Genomic DNA, 18,805 nt, shown 5'->3' with positions numbered 1-18,805 from the left:
TTCGGGTTTTTACTGAGGTGGGGGAGCAAGCCGTTTGGAGCGATCAGGCTATTGATCTGATTCCGGACTTGAAGAGCCTAGTTCTTTTATGGCTCTATCAAAGTCGCTCTCAAACAAGCGATCTTGTATGACGCGGTATTTCTCGAACTCGCTTTCAGCATGGGTTTGGGCCAGCTTGGCAGAAATTTTGCCGCTGTCTTGCAGAATTTCCCGATCGTCGAACTCCAGAAACATATCCAGGCGTTTGGCCCAGTCTTCCATTGTCATGGGGATTTTTCTGCGGGCACGGTTCTCAGCCAGCTCCAGATAGGCATTGACGATGCGCCCCAAGGCATCCAGCTCGTCTTGTTTCAGATAGTTCTTGGCAATACTGATGTCTGTTTTCAATATTTTGCCGTCGGGAGCATTGGCCCAGGAAGTAAGTCCCATATGGGCTTGCCGGCTGTCGGCACGCTGATGAACAAGCTCCGCTGCAGTTTGACCGTGGATGGCGTAATGCAGCTTGTTCTGCACCTTGGCAAAGAAGGTTTTACTGGTCGGGGCGTTCTTGTTGTAGTCCACGCTGGTTGCGTAGATATCGGTGATTTTCTGGTAGAAGCGCCGTTCGCTTAAGCGAATCTCTCGGATTTCTGCCAGCAACTGCTCAAAGTAGTCTTCGTTTAGAAAACTGCCGTTCTCCATGCGCTGACGATCAATCAGGTATCCCTTGATCGCAAATTCGCGCAGGATTTGGGTGGCCCATTGACGGAATTGGGTGGCACGGATGGAGTTGACCCGATAACCGACAGAGATGATGGCGTCCAGATTGTAGAAGTCGACTAGACGCGTGACTTCCCGATTACCTTCCTGCTGAACTATCCGGAATTTCCGGATAGTTGCCTCCGAAGCCAGCTCATTGCTGGCAAAGATGTTTTTCAGGTGCTCACTGACCGTACGCACATCAACGCCAAAAAGCTCCGCCATCAGCTTCTGGGACAACCAGACGGTCTCGTCTTCGTAGCGAGCCTCGATGCTTTGCTCACCAGCCTGACCGGTAAAGATCAGAAATTCAGTGGTGCTATTTCGAATCAGCTTCTTGCCGCTCATGCTTGGCCCCTCTGCACATCGATGGCTCAGTCTTTCGACGAGGTCACTTCCCAATACAAAAACTGGAGAAAATCTCCCCCAGCAAATCATCGCTGCTGAACTCGCCGGTAATCGAGCACAGATCCAGATGTGCCAGACGCAGCTCTTCCGCAAACAGATCCAGCACCTGATCGCTGTGTGTGGCGTGTTCCGCAGCCAGGCCCAGGTGGTACTCCGCGCGCTCCAGGGCCCGCAGGTGTCGTTCTCGTGCCAGCCAGGGGGACTCACTGCCGGGGTTCCAGCCTGCGATATCCAGCAAGGTGCGGCGCAGCGTGTCCAGACCGATGTCCTTACGGGCAGAAATTGGCAGCACGGTGGCGCCGCTTTCCTGTGCCGGCAAGGCGGCCTGTTGCTCAGCTGTCAGCAAGTCTATCTTGTTATAGACGCGCAGCACGGGTACGTGTGATGGCAGGCGAGTGGTAATGGCACTGTCCAGCTCGTCTTGCGGGTTGCGAGCATCGAGCAGGTGCACGATCACGTTCGCCTTGGCGATTTCGTCCCAGGTACGGGCGATACCGATGCGCTCTACGGTGTCCTCGGTTTCACGCAAACCGGCGGTATCCACGATATGCAGCGGAATGCCATCAATGTGGATCAGCTGCATGACGCGATCGCGGGTGGTGCCGGCAATGTCGGTCACGATGGCCACATCTTCACCGGCCAGGGCGTTGAGCAGGCTGGATTTGCCCACATTGGGCTGGCCTGCCAGTACAACGTGCAGGCCCTCGCGCAGGATCGCTCCCTGACGTGAATGCTGCAGGATGCGTTCCAGCTCGTCCTGTATACCTTGCAGGGTGGCCGCTGCCTGATACTTTTCCAGGAAGTCGATTTCTTCTTCGGGGAAATCCAGCGTAGCTTCTACCAGCATGCGCAGGTGAATGATGCGGTCGGCCAGGGCGTTGACGTTGTTGGAAAACACGCCGGACAGGGAGGCGACGGCACTGCGGGCGGCGGCCTCCGAGGAAGCGTCAATCAAGTCGGCCACGGCCTCGGCCTGGGCCAGGTCCAGTCTGTCGTTCAGGAAGGCGCGCTGGGTGAATTCGCCGGGCTCGGCCAGGCGCAGGCCCTGATCTTTACCCGCTTCCAGGCAGCGATCCAGCAGGCGGCGCAGAACAGCCGGGCCGCCGTGACCTTGCAATTCCAGTACGTCTTCGCCGGTATAGGAGTGCGGGCCCTTAAAGAACAGTGCAATGCCCTCGTCGATTGCCTCGCCTTGTGCATCCTTGAAGGGTAAAAAGTGCGCATGACGCGCTTGCAGCGTGCGGCCAAACAGGGTCTGGATCAGAGCATCAAGCTCCTTGCCGGACACACGGATGACACCAATACCACCCCGGCCGGGGGCGGTGGCAATAGCCACAATAGGGGAAGAACTGGACATGGGCAGATCGATCAAAGAGGCGGAACAGAGCCGTATTGTAATGGAGCAGGTGGATGGTTCGGGCTTGGAGCGTTAGCCCTTGTTGGTATCTGAAATGCTTGCTTTTATGTACTGGTGGCCCAGGCTCTTGAGAATCAGGCAATCAGGCAATCAGGCAATCAGGCAATCAGGCAATCCAGCAGACATCTGGGCTATCTAATCGGGGACAAAGCAAATAAACGAGCTCTTTGGTATGCCACCAAAGCGTCAAAAGCTAACTGTCTACGCCTCTTGAGCCTAGTGATTGTTCACACAAACCACCAAGATCTCCACGCTTTCCCCGTGTTCGCACAGGTACAAGTGGCCCAGATTGCTTTTGAAGTAGATGCTGTCGCGCGCCTGCAGCACGTGGCGGCGCCCGTCCTGAAACTGCATGGTCAACTGCCCTTCGATCACAAAAATAAATTCTTCGCCTTCGTGCTGGCTGAAGTCGCTGGCATCGCGTGGTTTACCGGCCAGGACACGCCCGTGCATGGGCGTCATCTTCTTGTTGATCCATTCCGATGCCAGCATGCCATATTCATAACGATGCGCATGGTAGGTCACGGTACGTGAAGCCCGTCCTACCAGAATATCCATGCCGGACTCATTCTGATCGCGAGGCGTCTTGAACAGGTCGGACAAATCCATCTTCAAGGCCCGGCTGACGGCCAGAAATTTTTCGTAGCTCAGGCCAATCAGACCGCGCTCTGCCTTGGACAGGGTGGACAAAGACACATTGGATAAGCGTGCCAACATCAGCAGGGTCAAGCCCTGTCGTTTGCGTTCATCACGTATGCGCGCCCCCATGGCTGTTTTGCTTAATAAATTGGGGGCGGTGTTGGCTAAGTCTTTTGTCATAACCTAAAGAAGTAAAAAACCATCTTCTTATAAATAATATTAATTTTCTTATAAGAAAACTCTGTCCTATTGTATAGAACTACACGCTTTACGCTGGGAGAAAGAAGGCATGACTGCGTTGTTTGATCCTACTGCTTATCCCTCTACCTCGGTGGAATGGATACAGAAACTGATTGCTTATGATACGACAAGCCGGGAATCCAACCTGGAACTGATTCATGACGTGCAGGCCTATTTGCAGCAGCAAGGGCTGGAAACTGTGCTGACGCATGACGCCAGCGGCCGCAAGGCCAATCTGTTCGCTACGATTCCGGCTGCCGATGGCACGCGTACGGGTGGCATTGTTTTGTCGGGCCATACTGATGTGGTGCCTGTCGATGGCCAGAACTGGAGCAGTGACCCTTTCAAAGCCGAGATTCGCGACGACCGCCTGTATGGCCGCGGTACTTGCGATATGAAAGGCTTTGTCGGTGTGACTTTGCAATTGGTTCCTGAAATGCTGGCGACCAAGCTGGCCAAACCCATCCACCTGGCTTACTCCTACGACGAAGAAGTCGGTTGTGTCGGCGCGCCCGTCATGATTGATGATCTGGTTCGTCGTGGCGTGAAACCCGAAGGCTGCGTGGTGGGTGAACCCACCAGTATGCGCACCATCGTGGCGCATAAAGGCATTAACGCCTATCGCTGCCGGGTGCACGGTCATGCCGCGCACTCCTCGCTGACCCCCAAGGGTGTGAACGCGATTGAACATGCGGCACGCATCATCACGGCCATCCGTGATCTGGCCGACGACTACAAGAGCATGGGCCCTTATGACCATGATTTTGACGTGCCCTTCACCACTTTGCAGACCAGCATGATTCGTGGCGGTATCGCCTTGAATACCGTACCTGACCTTTGCGAGTTTGAATTTGAATATCGCAATCTGCCCGGCGTGGACCCCGAGCCGATCTTGCAGGAAATCCGTGAGTTCATCGACCTGAAAGTCCTGCCAGCCATGCGTCGCGAGCATCCCGATGCTTTGGTGGAACTGGAGAAACTGGCCAGCGCCCCCGGCCTGAATCCTGAAGAGCAGGCCGCCATTACCAAGCTGGTGCGTGAACTGACGCGAGACGATACGGTGCGCAAAGTGGCCTATGGCACAGAGGCAGGTCTGTTCCAGCAAGCCGGTATCCCTTCGATTATTTGTGGTCCCGGCAATATCGAGCAGGCCCATCGTCCCGACGAATACGTAGAACTGGAGCAAGTGGAGCAGTGCGAGCAGTTCTTGCGCGCTCTGATTCGCAGCCAGGCCGTAGCCTCTTAAAAATAGACAAACAGGTTTCAAGGCAAACCCATGACAACAGAAAAAGTTACCAAGGAAAATGTGGTGCAGGCGCATGAGCGTCTGCGTCCCTATGTGCGCCAGACGCCCGTGTTCGATTACCAGACCGGGCGTCTGGATAGCGCCGTCAATTTCAAGTTCGAGCATTTGCAGGCCTCGGGCACGTTCAAGGCACGCGGTGCTTTCACCAACTTGCTGAGCTTGTCCGAAGAAGCACGCCAGCAAGGGGTGACTTGTGTTTCTGCAGGTAACCACGCCGTGGCCGTGGCCTATGCCGCCCATCAAATGGGGGTGAAAGCCAAGACCGTGATGATCAAGACGGCCAGCCCGGCGCGCGTAGCCTTGTGCCGCGAATATGGGGCCGAGATCGTCTTTGCTGACAATGGCGAGCAGGCGTTTGAACTGGTGCGTCAGATAGAGAAGAACGAACAGAAGACCTTCATTCATCCGTTCAGCACCTACCCCACCGTGCTGGGAACCGCCACGCTGGGCTACGAATGGTTGCAGCAAGCGGGCAAGCTGGACGCGGTGCTGGTGCCCATTGGGGGCGGTGGCTTGGCCGCCGGTGTGTCGGCTGCCGTCAAGCTGTGGCAGCCTGATTGCGTGGTCTATGGCATCGAGCCTGTGGGAGCAAACGTCATGGCGCTTAGCCGCCAGGCTGGCGAGCCGCAAAAAATCGGCGCCATGCAGTCCATCGCAGACAGTCTGATGGCTCCGCATACTGACGAGTTCAGCTTCCGTGTGTGTCAGGACAATATCGATACGCTGGTGACCGTCAACGACGACCAGATCCGTGCAGGGATGCACTTCCTGTTCAACGAATTCAAGATGGCCACTGAACCGGCTTGCGCTGTGGCAACGGCTGCCTTGATGTTCCCCTTGCGCAAACATCTGGCCGGGCAACGAGTGGGCGTGTTGTTTTGCGGCTCCAATACGGATACCGACACCTTTATCCGCCATATCACCACGCCACTGGCGCAAGGCTAAACATGCAGCTAAGCGTTTATGTAGCAAAAGCCCAGGAAGTGTATGAAGGGCTGGATATGGGGGCGGCGATTGATCTGATGCGCCAGGGTTTTATCGCCATGCAGCAAGGGCGTATTGACCAGCCCTTGCGTACGATTGTGCGCAGCCATTTGTCCAGCGGCTTTCTGGGCATGATGCCTGCCTGCATCGACATGCCGGAGATTTATCCCGAGCCTTTGTACGGTGCCAAGATGGGCACCCTGTTTCCAGACAATGTGCGCCTGGGTAAGGACCCCCATCAAGGCTGCGTGCTCTTGATGAGCGGCTTGACCGGCGAAACACGTGCCATTCTGGATGCCAGCAGCGTGACGGCCTTGCGTACCGCAGCGGTCAGTGGCCTGGCCACCGACATGCTGGCGCGCCCGGATGCCAGCGTGCTGACCTTGTTTGGTGGCGGGCATCAGGCCTTGTGGCAGTTGCGTGCCGTGGCGCAAGTGCGTCGCTTGAGCAACGTATTTGTGATTACCCGCTCCGCACAGTCGGCTCAGCATTTCATTGAAGAAGCCCAGGCGTATCTGGATTGCCCCTTGATAGCCGGAGTCTCGGCCCAGGAAGCCGTGTCCCAGTCGGATATGGTACTGACAGCCACCAGCTCTGCCACGCCTGTCTTGCAGCGCGAATGGCTGCGCCCTGGTACGCACATTACCGCCATGGGTTCCAGCACACCCGCCAGCAGTGAGCTGGATGGCCCCACCATGACGGCAGGCCGTTTGTTTGTGGACCGTGCGCAATCCACTCGTAATGAGTCGGGCGAGTTCTTGAATGCGTGTAAGCAGGGCTACTTGTCGGCCGATACCGAGCTGAACGAGCTGGGTGCCATTCTGGAGGGGCAAGCCGCAGGCCGCATCAACAATGAAGAAATCACGATTTTTAAATCCTTGGGCTTGGCATTCGAGGACGTATTGACGGCGGCCGCCTTGTTAAGCCGTCATGCCGCACAAGGAAATGGACGAGTAGTAGAACTTTAATAGCGTCATCAAGAGGTAGGGAGACAAGTAATGAAAAAGAAATGGGCGCAGGTTTTGCTGGGAACGGCGTTGGCCTTGGCAACAGGCATGTCTGTTGCCAGCAAATTGCCGGACACCATACGTTTGGTCGTAGGTTATCCGGCCGGAGGAACAGCGGATGCCGTCGCGCGGGTGTATGCCGAGCAATTGCGTGAAAAGCTGGGTGTGAATGTGGTGGTGGATAACCGCGCAGGCGCGGGCGGGCAGGTTGCTGCTCAAGGCTTTTTGCGCTCGCCTACCGATGGCTCGGTGCTGTTGGTCGCTAATAATCACATGATGACCACCCTGCCCCTGACCGTAAAAACGGTCAGCTACGATCCAATAAAGGATTTTGCGCCGGTAGCCGTGATCGCCAAGTTCGAACATATCTTTGTGGTGGGTAAAACCACGCCTGCCAATACCTTGCAGGAGTACGTGGAGCTGGTGCGCAAAGAACCGGAAAAGTACGGCCACTATGGTATTCCCGCCCCCGGCAGCGCCCCTCAGTTCATTGGCTACAGCATCGCCAAGAAGAACGATATCCAGATGTCCCCCGTGCCTTATAAAGGGGGTGCCCCTTTGATCAACGACCTGCTGGGTGACCATATTCCTGCTGGCGTGGACGCGGTGGGCATGATTACCGAACACGTTGCCGCCGGTTCGGTGCGGGTGCTGGGGATTACCGGTGCGGAACGCCTGCCTATCTTGAAAGACGTGCCCACCTTTGCAGAAATGGGCTATGGCGACCTGAAAGCGTCGGGCTGGATGGGGATTTTTGCCCCGCTGGGCATGGAGCCGGAGATGGTCAAACAGTTCCAGGATGCCTTCAATGAAGTGGCCAAGCTGCCACGCATTGAAAGCGCGATTGTGCCGATCGGCTTCCGACCCGAGTCGGGCGATGCGCAGGAGCTATCGCGCATTGTTCAGGATGATCTGGATACTTGGGGACCCATCATCAAGGAGTCGGGGTATTTGCAGCAGTAAAACTCAAGGCGTCGGTGCAGACGCTTTGTTGTGCTGTGTCGTGCTTTTCAAACTTGAATGAGTACAGACTGGCGTTTCAACCCAGTTCTGATGGGGTATGTAGAGAAACGACTAGTAGTAGCTAACAACGCAAAATTTGTGAGCGCAGAAAAGCTGGACGCGGACCTGATTCCAAATCAGGTCCGTTTTTTTTATGGCGATTTCAAGAAGGTAACGGGCACTGACAGAGCATGTTGCCTGTGCGTCGTGGGAACTCAGCTCATGGACAGAACATCACCATTGGAAAGAGGCTTTGCACTCCGAAAGGGAGCTGATCATCTCTGTGCCGGGCTATCGAATTCTTGTTTCGTAGCCAGCCTCGGAGTAGCCGAAGTACCTCTGGTTCACCCCTTCAAATAGCACTTGGAAGTTGTTCCTAAGATGGGGCGGCCAAACGTGTTTCTCCCGGCCACGAACATCCGATCAAGTTGCGTTAATTCCATTAAGTGACTGATAGATAACAATAAAAAATTATTTTAAGTCTGTAGGGAATTCCCTATATTTTATTTATTGGCTAGTCAGTTAATAATATTTCAAACTAGAAATAATCAATCAGTTAATTAAAAACCAAGGAAGGAGATACAAGGTGCGTAAGACGATATTGACGATGGGGTTGCTCATGACGCTGGGTGCTGTGGGGGCCGTGCAAGCGCAAACCATCAAGATTGGTGTGATTCAGCCTTTGACCGGGTCGGTGGCCTACAACGGGGAGGCCGATGTGAATGGCTCCAAGTTGGCTGTCAAAGAGCGTAATGCTCGTGGCGGGGTGTTGGGGAAACAGGTTGAACTGGCTATTGAGGATGGAGAGTGTCAGCCCTCCAAAACCGTGAACGCGGCTGAAAAACTGATTCAGAAAGACAAGGTGCCGATTATCTCCGGCGCCTTTTGCAGCTCCGCCACCATCGCAGCCATGAGCGTGGCGCAAAAGTACAAAGTGCCCCTGCTCTCGGGCGTGTCGTCAAAAAGTGATTTAACCGAGCGTGGCAATGAGTGGTTCTTCCGCACCGCAGAAACCGATGGTTTGCTGGCTCATGCCTTTGCCACGATTCTGGTCGAGCAGCTCAAGCTGAAAAAAATCGCCTACATCGGTGTGAATGATGATTGGGGCCGAGGCGGCATGGAAGAGTTCTCCAGCCAGATCGAAGCCTTGGGCGGTGAAACTGTGCAAAAGCTGTATTTCGACCATGGCACCACGGACTTCTACACGCTGTTGACGCGGGTACGAGCCGCCAAACCGGATGGTGTTTTTGTGGCAGCCGAAACCCAGGATGGCTCGATTCTGGTCAAACAGATGAAGGAAGTGGGTCTGGAGAGTCTGATTTTTGGCGTGGGTAGTTGGGCGACGGCGGACTTTGTGAATTTGGCGGGCTCTGCCTCAGAAGGCATTCATGCTGCCGTTCCTTATGCCCACACCTTGCAGCGTCCCGAAAATCTGGAGTTCGTGCAGTCCTATCAGAAAGAGTATGGCGAGCTGCCCGGCAAGTATTCGGTAGCTGGCTATAACGCGATGAACATCATCATGGACGCGATCGAACGCGCAGGGGAAGCCGATCCGGACAAGATTCGTCTGGCACTGCCGGCCACGGATTACAACGGCCCCAATGGCAACTTCAAATTCAACGAAAAACGCCAGGGCTACGGCTTTGATGCCGTGCTGGTGAAGCTTCAAGGCGGGCAGCCGGAAATAGTTGCTCAGGCCAAGGTAACGGCGGACTAAGAGCACGATGAGCTGCGGATTCTATCGTTTGATGAGGGGGCATTGTGTTTGATTTATTGCTGCAGTTCATTGCCAATGGACTGGTGAACGGGACGTTCTACGCGCTGTCGGCCCTGGGCCTGACCCTGATTTTTGGCTTGATGCGATTGGTGAACTTTGCTCATGGCGAGTTCTACATGATCGGTGGCCTGCTGGGATGGTTGGTGACCCAGCAACTGGAGCTGAATTTCTTTGTGGGCCTGGCGCTGGTCATGGTGATCGTCGCGGTGTTTGGTTGGCTGCTGGATCGCTTCCTGATTGCTCGTATCCGGGACAAGGGCCCGGAGCCCGGCATTTTGCTGACTATCGGTTTGTCGATTTTCCTGACAAATACCGCCTTGATGATCGTGGGTACGGCACCTCTGAAAGTGGTGGCGCCGGTGCCTAATACTCCCCTGTTTTTGGGACCGATATTCATTACCGAGGTGCGTGTTTTTGCGATCGGGATGTCTATTGCGGCCATCGTCGGCGCACGCCTTCTGATCCAGAAAACCCGTTTGGGCAAAGCCATGCGGGCCACCTTCCAGGACTCGACGGCGGCCAGTCTGGTCGGTATCAATACCGCCACTATCTACGCCTCCACCTTCGCCTTGGGTGTAGTCCTGGCGGCAACCTCGGGCATGTTGCTCAGCTCCATTTATGTCGCGCAGGCTTCGATCGGTGGCCTGATCAGTTTGAAGGCCTTTGTGGTGGTCATTCTGGGCGGGATGGGCAATTTCGGTGGTGCCATTCTGGGTGGCTTGATCCTGGGCGTGGCAGAAGCGCTGTGGGGAGGTTATGTGCAAACGGGGACAGCGGACATGGTGGGCTTTGCCCTGGTGATTTTGATTCTGTTCTTCCGCCCCTATGGCTTGTTTTCGGTTCGAGCGGAGCGCGCGTAAATGAAAATAGAACGTCACTTTATGGTGGGCTTCCTGGCCTTGTCGGCGTTGCTCGCTGGTTTTGTGCAGAACGATTATTTGCTGCATATCCTGGTGCTGGTGCTGATGTATAGCGTGCTGGCCAGCAGCCTGAACCTGATCATTGGCTATGTAGGGGAATTCCCGCTGGGTCATGTGGCATTTTTTGGTCTGGGTGCGTATTCAGTCGCCATTTTGAGCTCGCCCGCGGTGGGCTGGCCCGTTACGGTCACCATTGCTGCGGCGGCCTTGATTGCTGCGGCAGCGGGTTACGTGATTGGGCGTGTGACTTTGCGTCTGAATGGGCCCTTCTTTGTCATTGTGACGCTGGCCTTTGCCGAGGTCCTGCGCCTGCTGGCCAATAACTGGGTGGACCTGACCAATGGCCCGATGGGCATCTCGGGTGTGGCTCATCCTGCTTTGCTGGACATGTCGCCCTGGCTGGCTGGCAAGCGGGGTTTTGTGGTGATGGGCATTGTGCTGGCCGCCATCACTTTCTACATCTGCTACCGCCTGGTGCATTCCAGTGCGGGCCGTGCTGCCGTCACTCTGCGAGAGAACAACTACGTGGCGCAATCGGTCGGTATTGATCCTTTTCGCTACTCGCAGTTTGTCTTTGTGGTGGCGGCCTTTCTGGCCGGGATTGCCGGGGCTTACTACGCCAGCTACATCAGTTTTGTAGGGCCGGAAGTTTTCGGTTTTCCGTTTACCGCGACCATGATCATTATCGTTTTGCTGGGCGGTAAGGGCACCTTGCTGGGGCCGATTGCAGGGGCCATTGTGGTGGCCTTGCTGGAAGAGTATTTGCGCGAATTCAAGGAGTTGCGTCTGTCCTTATTTGGACTGATCGTCATGGCTTCGGTGCTGTTTGCGCCGGATGGAATCATGGGATTTGTGCAGCAGCGTTTTCATCATTTATTTGGGAGGACGCGTCATGCTTGAAGTGTGCGGTCTCAGCAAATCCTTTGGCGGTATTCATGCGGTTCAGGATATTGATTTCACCGTTCCTGCCGGGCAAATCGTCAGCTTGATCGGGCCCAATGGGGCTGGCAAAACAACGTGCTTCAACCTTATCACCGGCTTTTATCAGCCTACTCGTGGGCGGGTGTTATGGGATGGCAAAGAGGTCACGGCCAGCAAGCCGTATCGCATGGCACAGCAGGGCGTCATTCGCACTTTTCAAAAGACTAATGTGCTGCGGGCTCTGAGTGTTTTCGACAATCTGGTCCATGCCCATTATTTGGCTGATCGGGCACCCTTGTGGCGCACTTTCTGGCCCAGCAAGGAGCAGGCAAAAAACGAACAGGAAATCATCGTCTCGGCCCGCCGTATTCTCGATCAGATTGGCTTGGCCAAGCGTGCTGATGTCCTGGCCAGCTCCTTGTCTTGTGGCGAGTTGCGACTGCTGGAGGTGGGCGTTGCTCTTGGTGCTAAACCCAGATTGTTGATGCTGGATGAGCCAGCCGCCGGACTTAATACACATGAAGCAGAAGGCTTGGCCGACTTGCTCAAACAGCTGCCTGGGCAGTGGGTGGAGTCCATTTTGCTGGTAGAGCACAACATGGGTTTGATCATGCGTGTGTCTGACCAGATCGTGGTCATGAACTTTGGCAAAAAACTGGCAACGGGAACACCGGCAGAGATTCAGGCCAATGAGCAAGTGTTGGAAGCCTATATGGGGAAAGCGGCATGAGTAAACAGGACATTGAACCTCTATTGGCGTTGCAGGATGTGGTGGCGGGTTATGGCAATTTGACGGCCCTGCATGGCGTCAGCTTGCATGTGCAGCCTGGTGAAGTTGTAGCCATTCTGGGAGCCAATGGCGCCGGGAAATCCACCACGCTCCGGGCAATCTCCGGTCTGATCCGCCCTACTTCTGGCCAGATCACCTGGAAGGGACAGGTGATCAGTGGTCGTAGCCCTGAACATATTCTGAAGCTGGGTTTGGCTCACTGCCCTGAAGAACGGCATGTGTGGCCTGAAATGACCGTTGAAGACAATCTGGATCTGGGCGCTTACCTGATCAAGTCCAAGACTGAAGTGGGGCGGCGTAAAGGCATTGCCTTTCATCGCTTCCCGCGCCTGAAAGAGCGATACAGGCAACTGGCAGGCACGCTGAGCGGCGGGGAGCAGCAGATGCTGGCGATTGCTCGGGCATTGATGTCAGAACCGGAGCTGTTGATTCTGGACGAACCTTCTTTGGGGCTTAGCCCCAAGATGGCGCTGGAGGTTTTTCAGGTGGTGCGGGACATCAGTGAGCATGGCGTGTCCATTCTGGTGGTGGAACAGAACGTGCATAACGCGCTGAACGTAGCCAGTCGAGCCTATGTGCTGGAGACAGGGCGCGTTATTGCAGAGAAAGACAGCGCCAGCATGCTGAAAGATCCTGAACTATTGAGTGCTTACCTGGGAGGCTGATGATGAGCATGAACAAGACGACTGAACTCCCATCGCGACTTAGCTATGGCGCTCATGTCCACGCTAACGGCATCCGGCAGCACTACTTGCGTTATGGCGGTCCCGGACCCGCTTTGGTGCTGGTGCCGGGTATCACCAGCCCTGCTCCCACCTGGGGGTTTGTGGCAGAGCGTCTGGCCCTGCATTTTGATGTGTATGTGCTTGATGTACGTGGTCGTGGTCTTTCTCAAGCAGGCGCAGATCTGGATTACGGCGTGAATGCTTGCGCGGATGATCTGTGCGAGTTCGTTCGGGAGCTGGCACTGGAGTCGCCCATTTATGTGGGGCACTCCATGGGGGCGCGCATTCTGTTGCGTGCGGCCAGCCGAGGGTTGGCCAAGGGGGCCGCCATGGTGCTGGTGGATCCGCCAGTGTCCGGCCCAGGGCGACGCCCCTATCCGGCGAATATCGCCTGGTACACCGATTCGATTGCACAGGCTCAACAAGGTATGAGCGCCGAGCAGATGCGGCAGTTTTGCCCGACCTGGACTCCCGAGCAACTGGCGCTGCGCGCCCAGTGGCTGCACACCTGCGATGTGCGCGCGGTGACGGACAGCTATGAGTGGTTCCACACCGACGATGCGTTCCCGGACTTCAGCCAGCTTGCTGGCTGGCGGGTGGCCCTGATGGTGGCGGGCAAGGGGGATGTCATTCGCGATGAGGATATTGAAGAGGCGCAGTCCTTGAAGCCTGACTTGCAGATCTTACGTGTACCAGACGCTGGGCACATGATCCCCTGGGATGACGAGGAAGGCTTTTATCGCGCATTGGGCACCTTTCTGGGCCTTACCTTTTAACAAGAAACAGGAGTGGAAGATGGCTGTATCTGATCATCAAATGGTTCAGGCCTGGAATGAGGTGCTGAGTCTTTCTGGAGTGAAGCCGGGGCAGATGGTCACCATTCTGACCAGTTCGCATACCCATCCTCAAACCTTGGCTACCGCCAAGCTGGCCGTGGCATCTTTGGGGGCAACCCAGATGCAGGTGGACTTGCTGCCTGTAAACGCAGAAAAAGCATTGAGCCGCGACCTTCTGGCTTACTTGGGCACGACCCCGTTGACGGGTAATCCAGCCGCGATTGCCGCCCTCAAGGCCAGTGATTTGGTGCTGGATCTGATGACCTTGCTGTTCTCTCCCGAACAGCATGAGATTTTGAAGTCGGGCACCAAAATTCTCTTGGCAGCCGAACCGCCCGAGGTGCTGGTGCGTATGGTGCCATCCTTGCAGGATAAGGAACGTGTGGAGCGTTCGGCACAGGTGCTACAGGGCGCTCGTGAAATGCGGGCCACGTCCAGGGCAGGTACGGATCTGGTCATGCCTTTGGGGCAGTACCCGGTAGTAAAGGAATACGGCTTTGTGGATGAGCCGGGGCGCTGGGATCACTGGCCCAGCGGTTTTATCCTGACTTGGCCAAACGAAGGTCAGGCTCATGGCCGCATCGTGATTGATCGTGGCGACATCTTGTTGCCCATGAAGTCCTATGCGGCTGACCCGATCACCATGACAGTCGAGAACGGTGTGGTGACCTCGATTGAGGGTGGGTTGGATGCCGAGCTGCTGCGCGAATACATGGCCTCGTTCAATGATCCTGAGGCTTACGCCATGTCCCACATAGGCTGGGGTTTGCAGCCCCGTGCTCACTGGTCCACGCTTGGCCTTTACGACAAAGAGCAAACCTTGGGCATGGATGCCCGTGCCTATGCGGGCAATTTCTTGTTCTCTTTTGGCCCCAATAATGAGGTCGGGGGCGACCGCACGACGGCTTGCCACATCGATATTCCGCTGCGTGCTTGCACCGTGACCGTAGATGGTCGCGAGACCGTTCGGGAGGGCAAGCTTGTGGAGGAGTTGGCATGAGCAGCCAGAGTGTTTACGAGCGTCAGGGATTTGGGCAAGGGCTGGAGCTTGAAGGCAATGTCGGGCTGTTAATTGTGGATTTCGTTAACGGTTTTGCGGACCCTCAAGCATTTGGCGGTGGAAATATTCTGGAAGCCATTGAGCAAACGCGCACGGTTCTGGCGGATGCGCGGGCACAGAACTGGCCGGTGGCGCACAGCCGCATCGTCTTTGCCGATGACAGTGCCGACCGTAATGTATTCGGCCTGAAAGTCCCCGGTTTGGTGCAGCTGCGAGAGCACAATCCAGCCAGTGCCATTGTCGATGCCTTGAAGCCAGCACCGGGTGAGCTGGTCGTGCGTAAAACGGTTCCATCGGCCTTCTTTGGAACGGCTCTGACTGCCTGGTTTGCGGAACGGGCGGTGCAAACCTTGCTGATTGCTGGCGCTACTACAAGCGGGTGCGTACGTGCCTCTGTCGTAGATGCCATGTCCTGCGGCTTGCGCCCTTTTGTCCTGGCAGATTGCGTGGGTGACCGAGCCAAGGAGCCTCATGATGCGAGCCTGTTTGATATTCAACAGAAGTACGGCGAGGTTCGTCCGTATGCAGACTTGCGTCCTTTGCTGGTGATCTAGGCTTATCAGTTTTTTTGCTTATTTATTATTTATTTGTTTAATTAATTGAGGAGGTTTGGGCTGCTCAAGGCCCAAACACCGAGGATGTACAGCATGAAAAAAACGTTGAAAGTAGGTGTGATAGGCGGTGGTATTGGCGGCGTGACTTTGGCAGCAGCCCTGGAGCAACGCGGCATCGAAGTCCATTTGTTTGAGCGTGCCGCCGCCTTTGGAGAGGTCGGTGCCGGGATTCAAATGACTCCGAATGCCGTTAAGGTGCTCAACGCTTTGGGCGCCCATGATGCGCTGGCCAAGGTGGGTTTCTTGCCCGAGGCTTTGGTGGGGCGTGATTGGTCCAGTGGAGAGGAAAGCTTCCGTATCCCTTTAAAGAGCGACTGCCCGAAGCTGTATGGGGCAGAGTTCTTTCACGTGCATCGCGCGGACCTGCATCATTTGCTGACCGAGCTTCTGGGGACAACGAAGGTTACCTTCAACACGCAGTGCACCAGGGTGTCGCAGCAAGACGGCAAGGCGGTGGCGCATTTTGCTGATGGCTCTAGTTTTGAGGCCGATCTGATTGTGGGTGCTGATGGCGTACGTTCGGAAGTACGTCGCTCCATCTTCGGGGAGGAAGAACCCAAGTTCACCGGCAATATGTGCTATCGGGCAGTCGTACCTTTTGACCAGATGCCTGACTTCGTCGCACCCGAGTCTTCATTCTGGCTGGGGCCTAAAAGCCATGTGGTGACCTATTACGTAAACGGCGGCAAGGCCGTCAATATTGTGGCGGTGAATGAAACAGCCAGCTGGGTGGAGGAGTCCTGGAATGCGCGCAGTACCCAGCAGGAAATGCTGCAGGATTTCAAGGACTGGCACCCCAATATCGTCAAGCTGTTCGAGCGTGTGACGGATGTCTATCGCTGGGGGCTGTTCGATCGTGACCCTATGACTAAATGGTCGTCGGGCCGTGTGACTTTGCTGGGCGATGCGGCGCATCCCATGCTGCCCTTCCTGTCTCAGGGGGCGGCAATGGCTATCGAGGACGCCTACGTGTTGGCGGTTGCGCTAGCCGCTTTGCCAGATGATCTGGACACCGCTTTGTCGCTTTATGAAGCAGAACGCTTGCCACGTACCAGCCGGGTGCAACTGGAAGCACGTGAGCGCGGCCGCACCTATCACCTGTCCGATAGCGAAGCCAAGGCCAAGCGTGATGCCGAATACCGTGAGCAGCAGAAGAAAAACCCGCACGCGGGCGGCATCAAGACGGACTGGGTTTATTCATATAATGCTACTGACTTTCAGCCGAAAGCATTACAGGTTTAATGGGTAGGGCCGGAGGGAGCGTCTTGTTGTCGATACGTCAGTATGTTGAGAACCAGATTCACATCATTACCGGTCTGCAAGGCAGCCCGGTAGACTTTACGACGCCTGCGGGCGACCCCGGCTTGTTTGGCCCACAGTCGGCTGTGTGGCAAGTGCATGCAGATTTCACCTCCATGATGCTCGGGGGGATTTCTGCATTGTGTTTGCAGATGCTGGACCCGAAGGTTTTGGCCGGGGTCTGGGATCATTCCCGCTTTCGCCAGGATATGCAGGGGCGCTTGAGTCGAACGGCGCAGTTCATCTCGGCAGTCAGTTATGCGGGTACGGAGCAGGCTGAGCGTTGCATTGATCAGGTACGGCGGGTGCACGAGCACGTACACGGGTATTTGCCGGATGGCACGCCTTACGATGCCAATGACCCGGAGTTGCTGCGTTGGGTGCATCACACGCAGGCCTACTGTTTTCTGCAATCCCATATGCGCTGGCGTAATGCCAGACTGGCGCCAGAGCAGCAGGATCGCTATGTTGCACAATACTCGAAAGTTGCCGTGTTGCTGGGTGCGGATGGCCTGGTCATGGATGCGGCAAGCTTGAGGGAGCTGTTTGCCCAGGCCGGTCCGCAATTACGGGTTGATGCGCGAACCCGGGAAGTGGCTACAATTTTAATGTCTTCACATACCCTGTTTAAGGGGCCCAAGGCTTGGGTTGCCAGGGTGTTCCTGTTGGCGGCGCTGGATATGTTGCCAGAGTGGGCTCAACGCTGTTTTGAGCATCGCCCCAGCACGGCATCCATGTGGTGGCGTCGCAAGGTGGTGAACAGCGTTGCTGGCGTCTTGCGTTGGGCCACACGTAACGGTTCCGTGCATCGGGCGCGGCGTCGCGTCGCCAATCTGGCTTAGCTGGTAGATAAGAATGAATCAAATTTTGAGGCAAATATGGGCCGTGTAACTTTGTCGTCGGATAGCTCCTGGGTCAAGCGGGATAAGCCTGGACGCCCGGAAGGGGTAGGTGACAACACGTCAGAGCGGATTCTGGACGCCGCTGAGGAAGAGTTTTCCGAGACTGGCTATGCCGGGACCACATTGCGCGTTATTGCTCAAAAGGCGGCTGTGACCCAAGCCTTGATCAACTACTACTTTGGTTCCAAATACGGCCTGTTTGAGGCCGTGTTCATCCGCCGAGGCAAAACCATTTCCGATGAGCGTTTACGGCGCTTGCATGCTTTGCGCGATCAAGAGGGCAAGGTCCTGGTCGATGATGTGGTGCGCGCTTTTCTGGCACCCACGATCGCCTTGCGCGAGACGCCCGGAGGTCGACGCTTCTTGCGGCTGCAAGCACGTTTGCACACCGAGCCAGCCGAGATTTCCTACAAACTGCGTAATGAAGCCTACGACGGCTCAACGCGTGCGTATGTGCAGATTCTGGAAGAAATATTGCCGGAGTTGCAGGCTAAAGATGTGTACTGGCGTGTGGTCCTGATGATTGGGGCCTATATGTATGCCTTCTCCGATACCCACCGGCTGGAAGAGCTGGCGCCAGGTATCTGTGACCCCAACAATACCGACGAGATTCTTGAGCAGATCATTGCCTTTGTCTCTGCCGGTTTGCTGGCTGCGCCGGTTGTCTTGCCTGGCAAGGCTTGAACTGGACGCCTGCATACCGACCAGGGACCCTGTTGAACTCTCTACTTTGAAATGACACTTGTCCTTTCTCTACATCAGGGCCGACGCCAGCAAATTTTGCTGGCGTTTTCGTTTATTTAACCGGCGTACACAACTCCACCACAACACGCTCTGGCGTCTGCACATAAGACACCATCTGTCCCCATGGCTTGTTCTGTGGTGGCGCCAGTTCCGTGCCCCCTTCCGCCAGTGCCTTGGCATGAGCTGCAGGCACATCGTCGCAGACCAGGGCGATTTCAATGGCTAGTGGCACGTCGGATGCGTGAGTCGACAAATGCCCTTTGGGGTAGTTCATGTAGGCCAGCATTTCCCCCGCAAAGGCCAAGGTGGTTTGGCCAGTTTCCAGCTCGCCGTACAAGCCGGTTTCATGCAGCATTTTGGTGGACAAACCAAACGCGCGGTTAAAGTAATCCAGTGCCTGGCCGACGTCGGGAACGTAGATGATGGTGTAGCCAAATTTCATGGTGGGGCTCGATAGGAAAACGCAGGGCCAGTGC

The 18,805-nt window shown here is 55.8% G+C and carries 19 protein-coding genes; 15 read left to right on the top strand and 4 right to left on the bottom strand.

The window, feature by feature from the left end; translation table 11 throughout:
- Positions 1-48: 48 nt before the first annotated feature.
- From OSH04_RS17050 to OSH04_RS17040, 3 genes are all read right to left on the bottom strand, one after another.
- Positions 49-1,086 carry a virulence RhuM family protein gene (locus OSH04_RS17050; RefSeq protein ID WP_088451666.1) on the bottom strand — a complete coding sequence of 346 codons (1,038 nt, stop codon included), beginning with the start codon at positions 1,084-1,086 and terminating at the stop codon, positions 49-51.
- A gap of 43 nt (positions 1,087-1,129) precedes the next feature.
- Positions 1,130-2,503: a tRNA uridine-5-carboxymethylaminomethyl(34) synthesis GTPase MnmE gene (mnmE, locus tag OSH04_RS17045; RefSeq protein ID WP_009461414.1), complete on the bottom strand. Its 1,374-nt coding sequence runs from the start codon at positions 2,501-2,503 to the stop codon at positions 1,130-1,132.
- A 276-nt stretch (positions 2,504-2,779) separates the two neighbouring features.
- Positions 2,780-3,382 (bottom strand): helix-turn-helix domain-containing protein, encoded by a 603-nt coding sequence (locus tag OSH04_RS17040; protein WP_022983402.1) that lies wholly within the window; start codon positions 3,380-3,382, stop codon positions 2,780-2,782.
- A 109-nt stretch (positions 3,383-3,491) separates the two neighbouring features.
- Between OSH04_RS17040 and argE the strand changes: the two genes are divergently transcribed.
- From argE to OSH04_RS16965, 15 genes are all read left to right on the top strand, one after another.
- Positions 3,492-4,688 carry an acetylornithine deacetylase gene (gene argE / locus OSH04_RS17035; protein ID WP_083055098.1) on the top strand — a complete coding sequence of 399 codons (1,197 nt, stop codon included), beginning with the start codon at positions 3,492-3,494 and terminating at the stop codon, positions 4,686-4,688.
- Between the two features lie 30 nt (positions 4,689-4,718).
- The gene (locus OSH04_RS17030; protein ID WP_266108922.1) at positions 4,719-5,693 is read left to right on the top strand and encodes a threonine ammonia-lyase; all 975 of its coding nucleotides are present in this window, start codon (positions 4,719-4,721) and stop codon (positions 5,691-5,693) included.
- A 2-nt stretch (positions 5,694-5,695) separates the two neighbouring features.
- Positions 5,696-6,700, top strand: a complete 1,005-nt coding sequence (locus OSH04_RS17025; protein ID WP_266108921.1) for an ornithine cyclodeaminase family protein — start codon at positions 5,696-5,698, stop codon at positions 6,698-6,700.
- A 30-nt stretch (positions 6,701-6,730) separates the two neighbouring features.
- On the top strand, positions 6,731-7,702 hold the full coding sequence (locus OSH04_RS17020; protein WP_026483987.1) for a tripartite tricarboxylate transporter substrate-binding protein: 972 nt from the start codon (positions 6,731-6,733) through the stop codon (positions 7,700-7,702).
- 625 nt (positions 7,703-8,327) lie between these two features.
- A complete protein-coding gene (locus OSH04_RS17015; RefSeq protein ID WP_226349074.1) occupies positions 8,328-9,458 on the top strand; it encodes an ABC transporter substrate-binding protein in 1,131 nt (376 codons plus the stop codon).
- Between the two features lie 44 nt (positions 9,459-9,502).
- On the top strand, positions 9,503-10,378 hold the full coding sequence (locus OSH04_RS17010; RefSeq protein ID WP_035269511.1) for a branched-chain amino acid ABC transporter permease: 876 nt from the start codon (positions 9,503-9,505) through the stop codon (positions 10,376-10,378).
- Positions 10,379-11,338, top strand: a complete 960-nt coding sequence (locus OSH04_RS17005; RefSeq protein WP_045930453.1) for a branched-chain amino acid ABC transporter permease — start codon at positions 10,379-10,381, stop codon at positions 11,336-11,338. It abuts the gene before it with no gap.
- Entirely contained in the window at positions 11,331-12,089 is a 759-nt protein-coding gene (locus OSH04_RS17000) for an ABC transporter ATP-binding protein (RefSeq protein ID WP_035269509.1), read from the top strand. The genes OSH04_RS17005 and OSH04_RS17000 overlap by 8 nt, the downstream gene beginning before the upstream one ends.
- Positions 12,086-12,814, top strand: coding sequence for an ABC transporter ATP-binding protein (locus OSH04_RS16995; protein WP_254002473.1), 729 nt, complete (start codon positions 12,086-12,088; stop codon positions 12,812-12,814). The genes OSH04_RS17000 and OSH04_RS16995 overlap by 4 nt, the downstream gene beginning before the upstream one ends.
- Positions 12,815-12,822: 8 nt before the next feature.
- On the top strand, positions 12,823-13,650 hold the full coding sequence (locus OSH04_RS16990) for an alpha/beta fold hydrolase (protein ID WP_254002474.1): 828 nt from the start codon (positions 12,823-12,825) through the stop codon (positions 13,648-13,650).
- Positions 13,651-13,669: 19 nt separating this feature from the next.
- Positions 13,670-14,710, top strand: a complete 1,041-nt coding sequence (locus tag OSH04_RS16985; protein WP_060186799.1) for a M29 family metallopeptidase — start codon at positions 13,670-13,672, stop codon at positions 14,708-14,710.
- Complete coding sequence (locus OSH04_RS16980; protein ID WP_035269504.1) at positions 14,707-15,324, top strand: isochorismatase family protein; 618 nt, start codon at positions 14,707-14,709, stop codon at positions 15,322-15,324. Before OSH04_RS16985 ends, OSH04_RS16980 begins: the two co-directional genes overlap by 4 nt.
- Before the next feature lie 93 nt (positions 15,325-15,417).
- Positions 15,418-16,626: an FAD-dependent monooxygenase gene (locus tag OSH04_RS16975; protein WP_266108919.1), complete on the top strand. Its 1,209-nt coding sequence runs from the start codon at positions 15,418-15,420 to the stop codon at positions 16,624-16,626.
- Between the two features lie 23 nt (positions 16,627-16,649).
- Positions 16,650-17,525, top strand: a complete 876-nt coding sequence (locus OSH04_RS16970) for an oxygenase MpaB family protein (RefSeq protein ID WP_035269503.1) — start codon at positions 16,650-16,652, stop codon at positions 17,523-17,525.
- Positions 17,526-17,561: 36 nt separating this feature from the next.
- Positions 17,562-18,269 (top strand): TetR/AcrR family transcriptional regulator, encoded by a 708-nt coding sequence (locus OSH04_RS16965; protein ID WP_035269502.1) that lies wholly within the window; start codon positions 17,562-17,564, stop codon positions 18,267-18,269.
- A 112-nt stretch (positions 18,270-18,381) separates the two neighbouring features.
- Here the strand turns inward: OSH04_RS16965 and OSH04_RS16960 are convergent, their stop codons facing one another.
- Positions 18,382-18,771 (bottom strand): VOC family protein, encoded by a 390-nt coding sequence (locus tag OSH04_RS16960; RefSeq protein ID WP_060186797.1) that lies wholly within the window; start codon positions 18,769-18,771, stop codon positions 18,382-18,384.
- Between the last annotated feature and the right edge of the window lie 34 nt (positions 18,772-18,805).

The sequence above is a fragment of the Alcaligenes nematophilus genome (assembly GCF_026344155.1).
Lineage (GTDB): Bacteria > Pseudomonadota > Gammaproteobacteria > Burkholderiales > Burkholderiaceae_B > Alcaligenes > Alcaligenes phenolicus.
The sequence above is the reverse complement of the archived record's forward strand: the minus strand, read 5'-3'. Positions and strand labels throughout refer to the sequence as shown.

Bases quoted from the DNA above. Each gene is read 5' to 3' on its own strand.
- OSH04_RS17050 (WP_088451666.1), bottom strand. From the start codon at position 1,086: ATGAGCGGCAAGAAGCTGATTCGAAATAGCACCACTGAATTTCTGATC.
- mnmE (WP_009461414.1), bottom strand. From the start codon at position 2,503: ATGTCCAGTTCTTCCCCTATTGTGGCTATTGCCACCGCCCCCGGCCGG.
- OSH04_RS17040 (WP_022983402.1), bottom strand. From the start codon at position 3,382: ATGACAAAAGACTTAGCCAACACCGCCCCCAATTTATTAAGCAAAACA.
- argE (WP_083055098.1), top strand. From the start codon at position 3,492: ATGACTGCGTTGTTTGATCCTACTGCTTATCCCTCTACCTCGGTGGAA.
- OSH04_RS17030 (WP_266108922.1), top strand. From the start codon at position 4,719: ATGACAACAGAAAAAGTTACCAAGGAAAATGTGGTGCAGGCGCATGAG.
- OSH04_RS17025 (WP_266108921.1), top strand. From the start codon at position 5,696: ATGCAGCTAAGCGTTTATGTAGCAAAAGCCCAGGAAGTGTATGAAGGG.
- OSH04_RS17020 (WP_026483987.1), top strand. From the start codon at position 6,731: ATGAAAAAGAAATGGGCGCAGGTTTTGCTGGGAACGGCGTTGGCCTTG.
- OSH04_RS17005 (WP_045930453.1), top strand. From the start codon at position 10,379: ATGAAAATAGAACGTCACTTTATGGTGGGCTTCCTGGCCTTGTCGGCG.
- OSH04_RS17000 (WP_035269509.1), top strand. From the start codon at position 11,331: ATGCTTGAAGTGTGCGGTCTCAGCAAATCCTTTGGCGGTATTCATGCG.
- OSH04_RS16995 (WP_254002473.1), top strand. From the start codon at position 12,086: ATGAGTAAACAGGACATTGAACCTCTATTGGCGTTGCAGGATGTGGTG.
- OSH04_RS16990 (WP_254002474.1), top strand. From the start codon at position 12,823: ATGAACAAGACGACTGAACTCCCATCGCGACTTAGCTATGGCGCTCAT.
- OSH04_RS16985 (WP_060186799.1), top strand. From the start codon at position 13,670: ATGGCTGTATCTGATCATCAAATGGTTCAGGCCTGGAATGAGGTGCTG.
- OSH04_RS16980 (WP_035269504.1), top strand. From the start codon at position 14,707: ATGAGCAGCCAGAGTGTTTACGAGCGTCAGGGATTTGGGCAAGGGCTG.
- OSH04_RS16975 (WP_266108919.1), top strand. From the start codon at position 15,418: ATGAAAAAAACGTTGAAAGTAGGTGTGATAGGCGGTGGTATTGGCGGC.
- OSH04_RS16965 (WP_035269502.1), top strand. From the start codon at position 17,562: ATGGGCCGTGTAACTTTGTCGTCGGATAGCTCCTGGGTCAAGCGGGAT.
- OSH04_RS16960 (WP_060186797.1), bottom strand. From the start codon at position 18,771: ATGAAATTTGGCTACACCATCATCTACGTTCCCGACGTCGGCCAGGCA.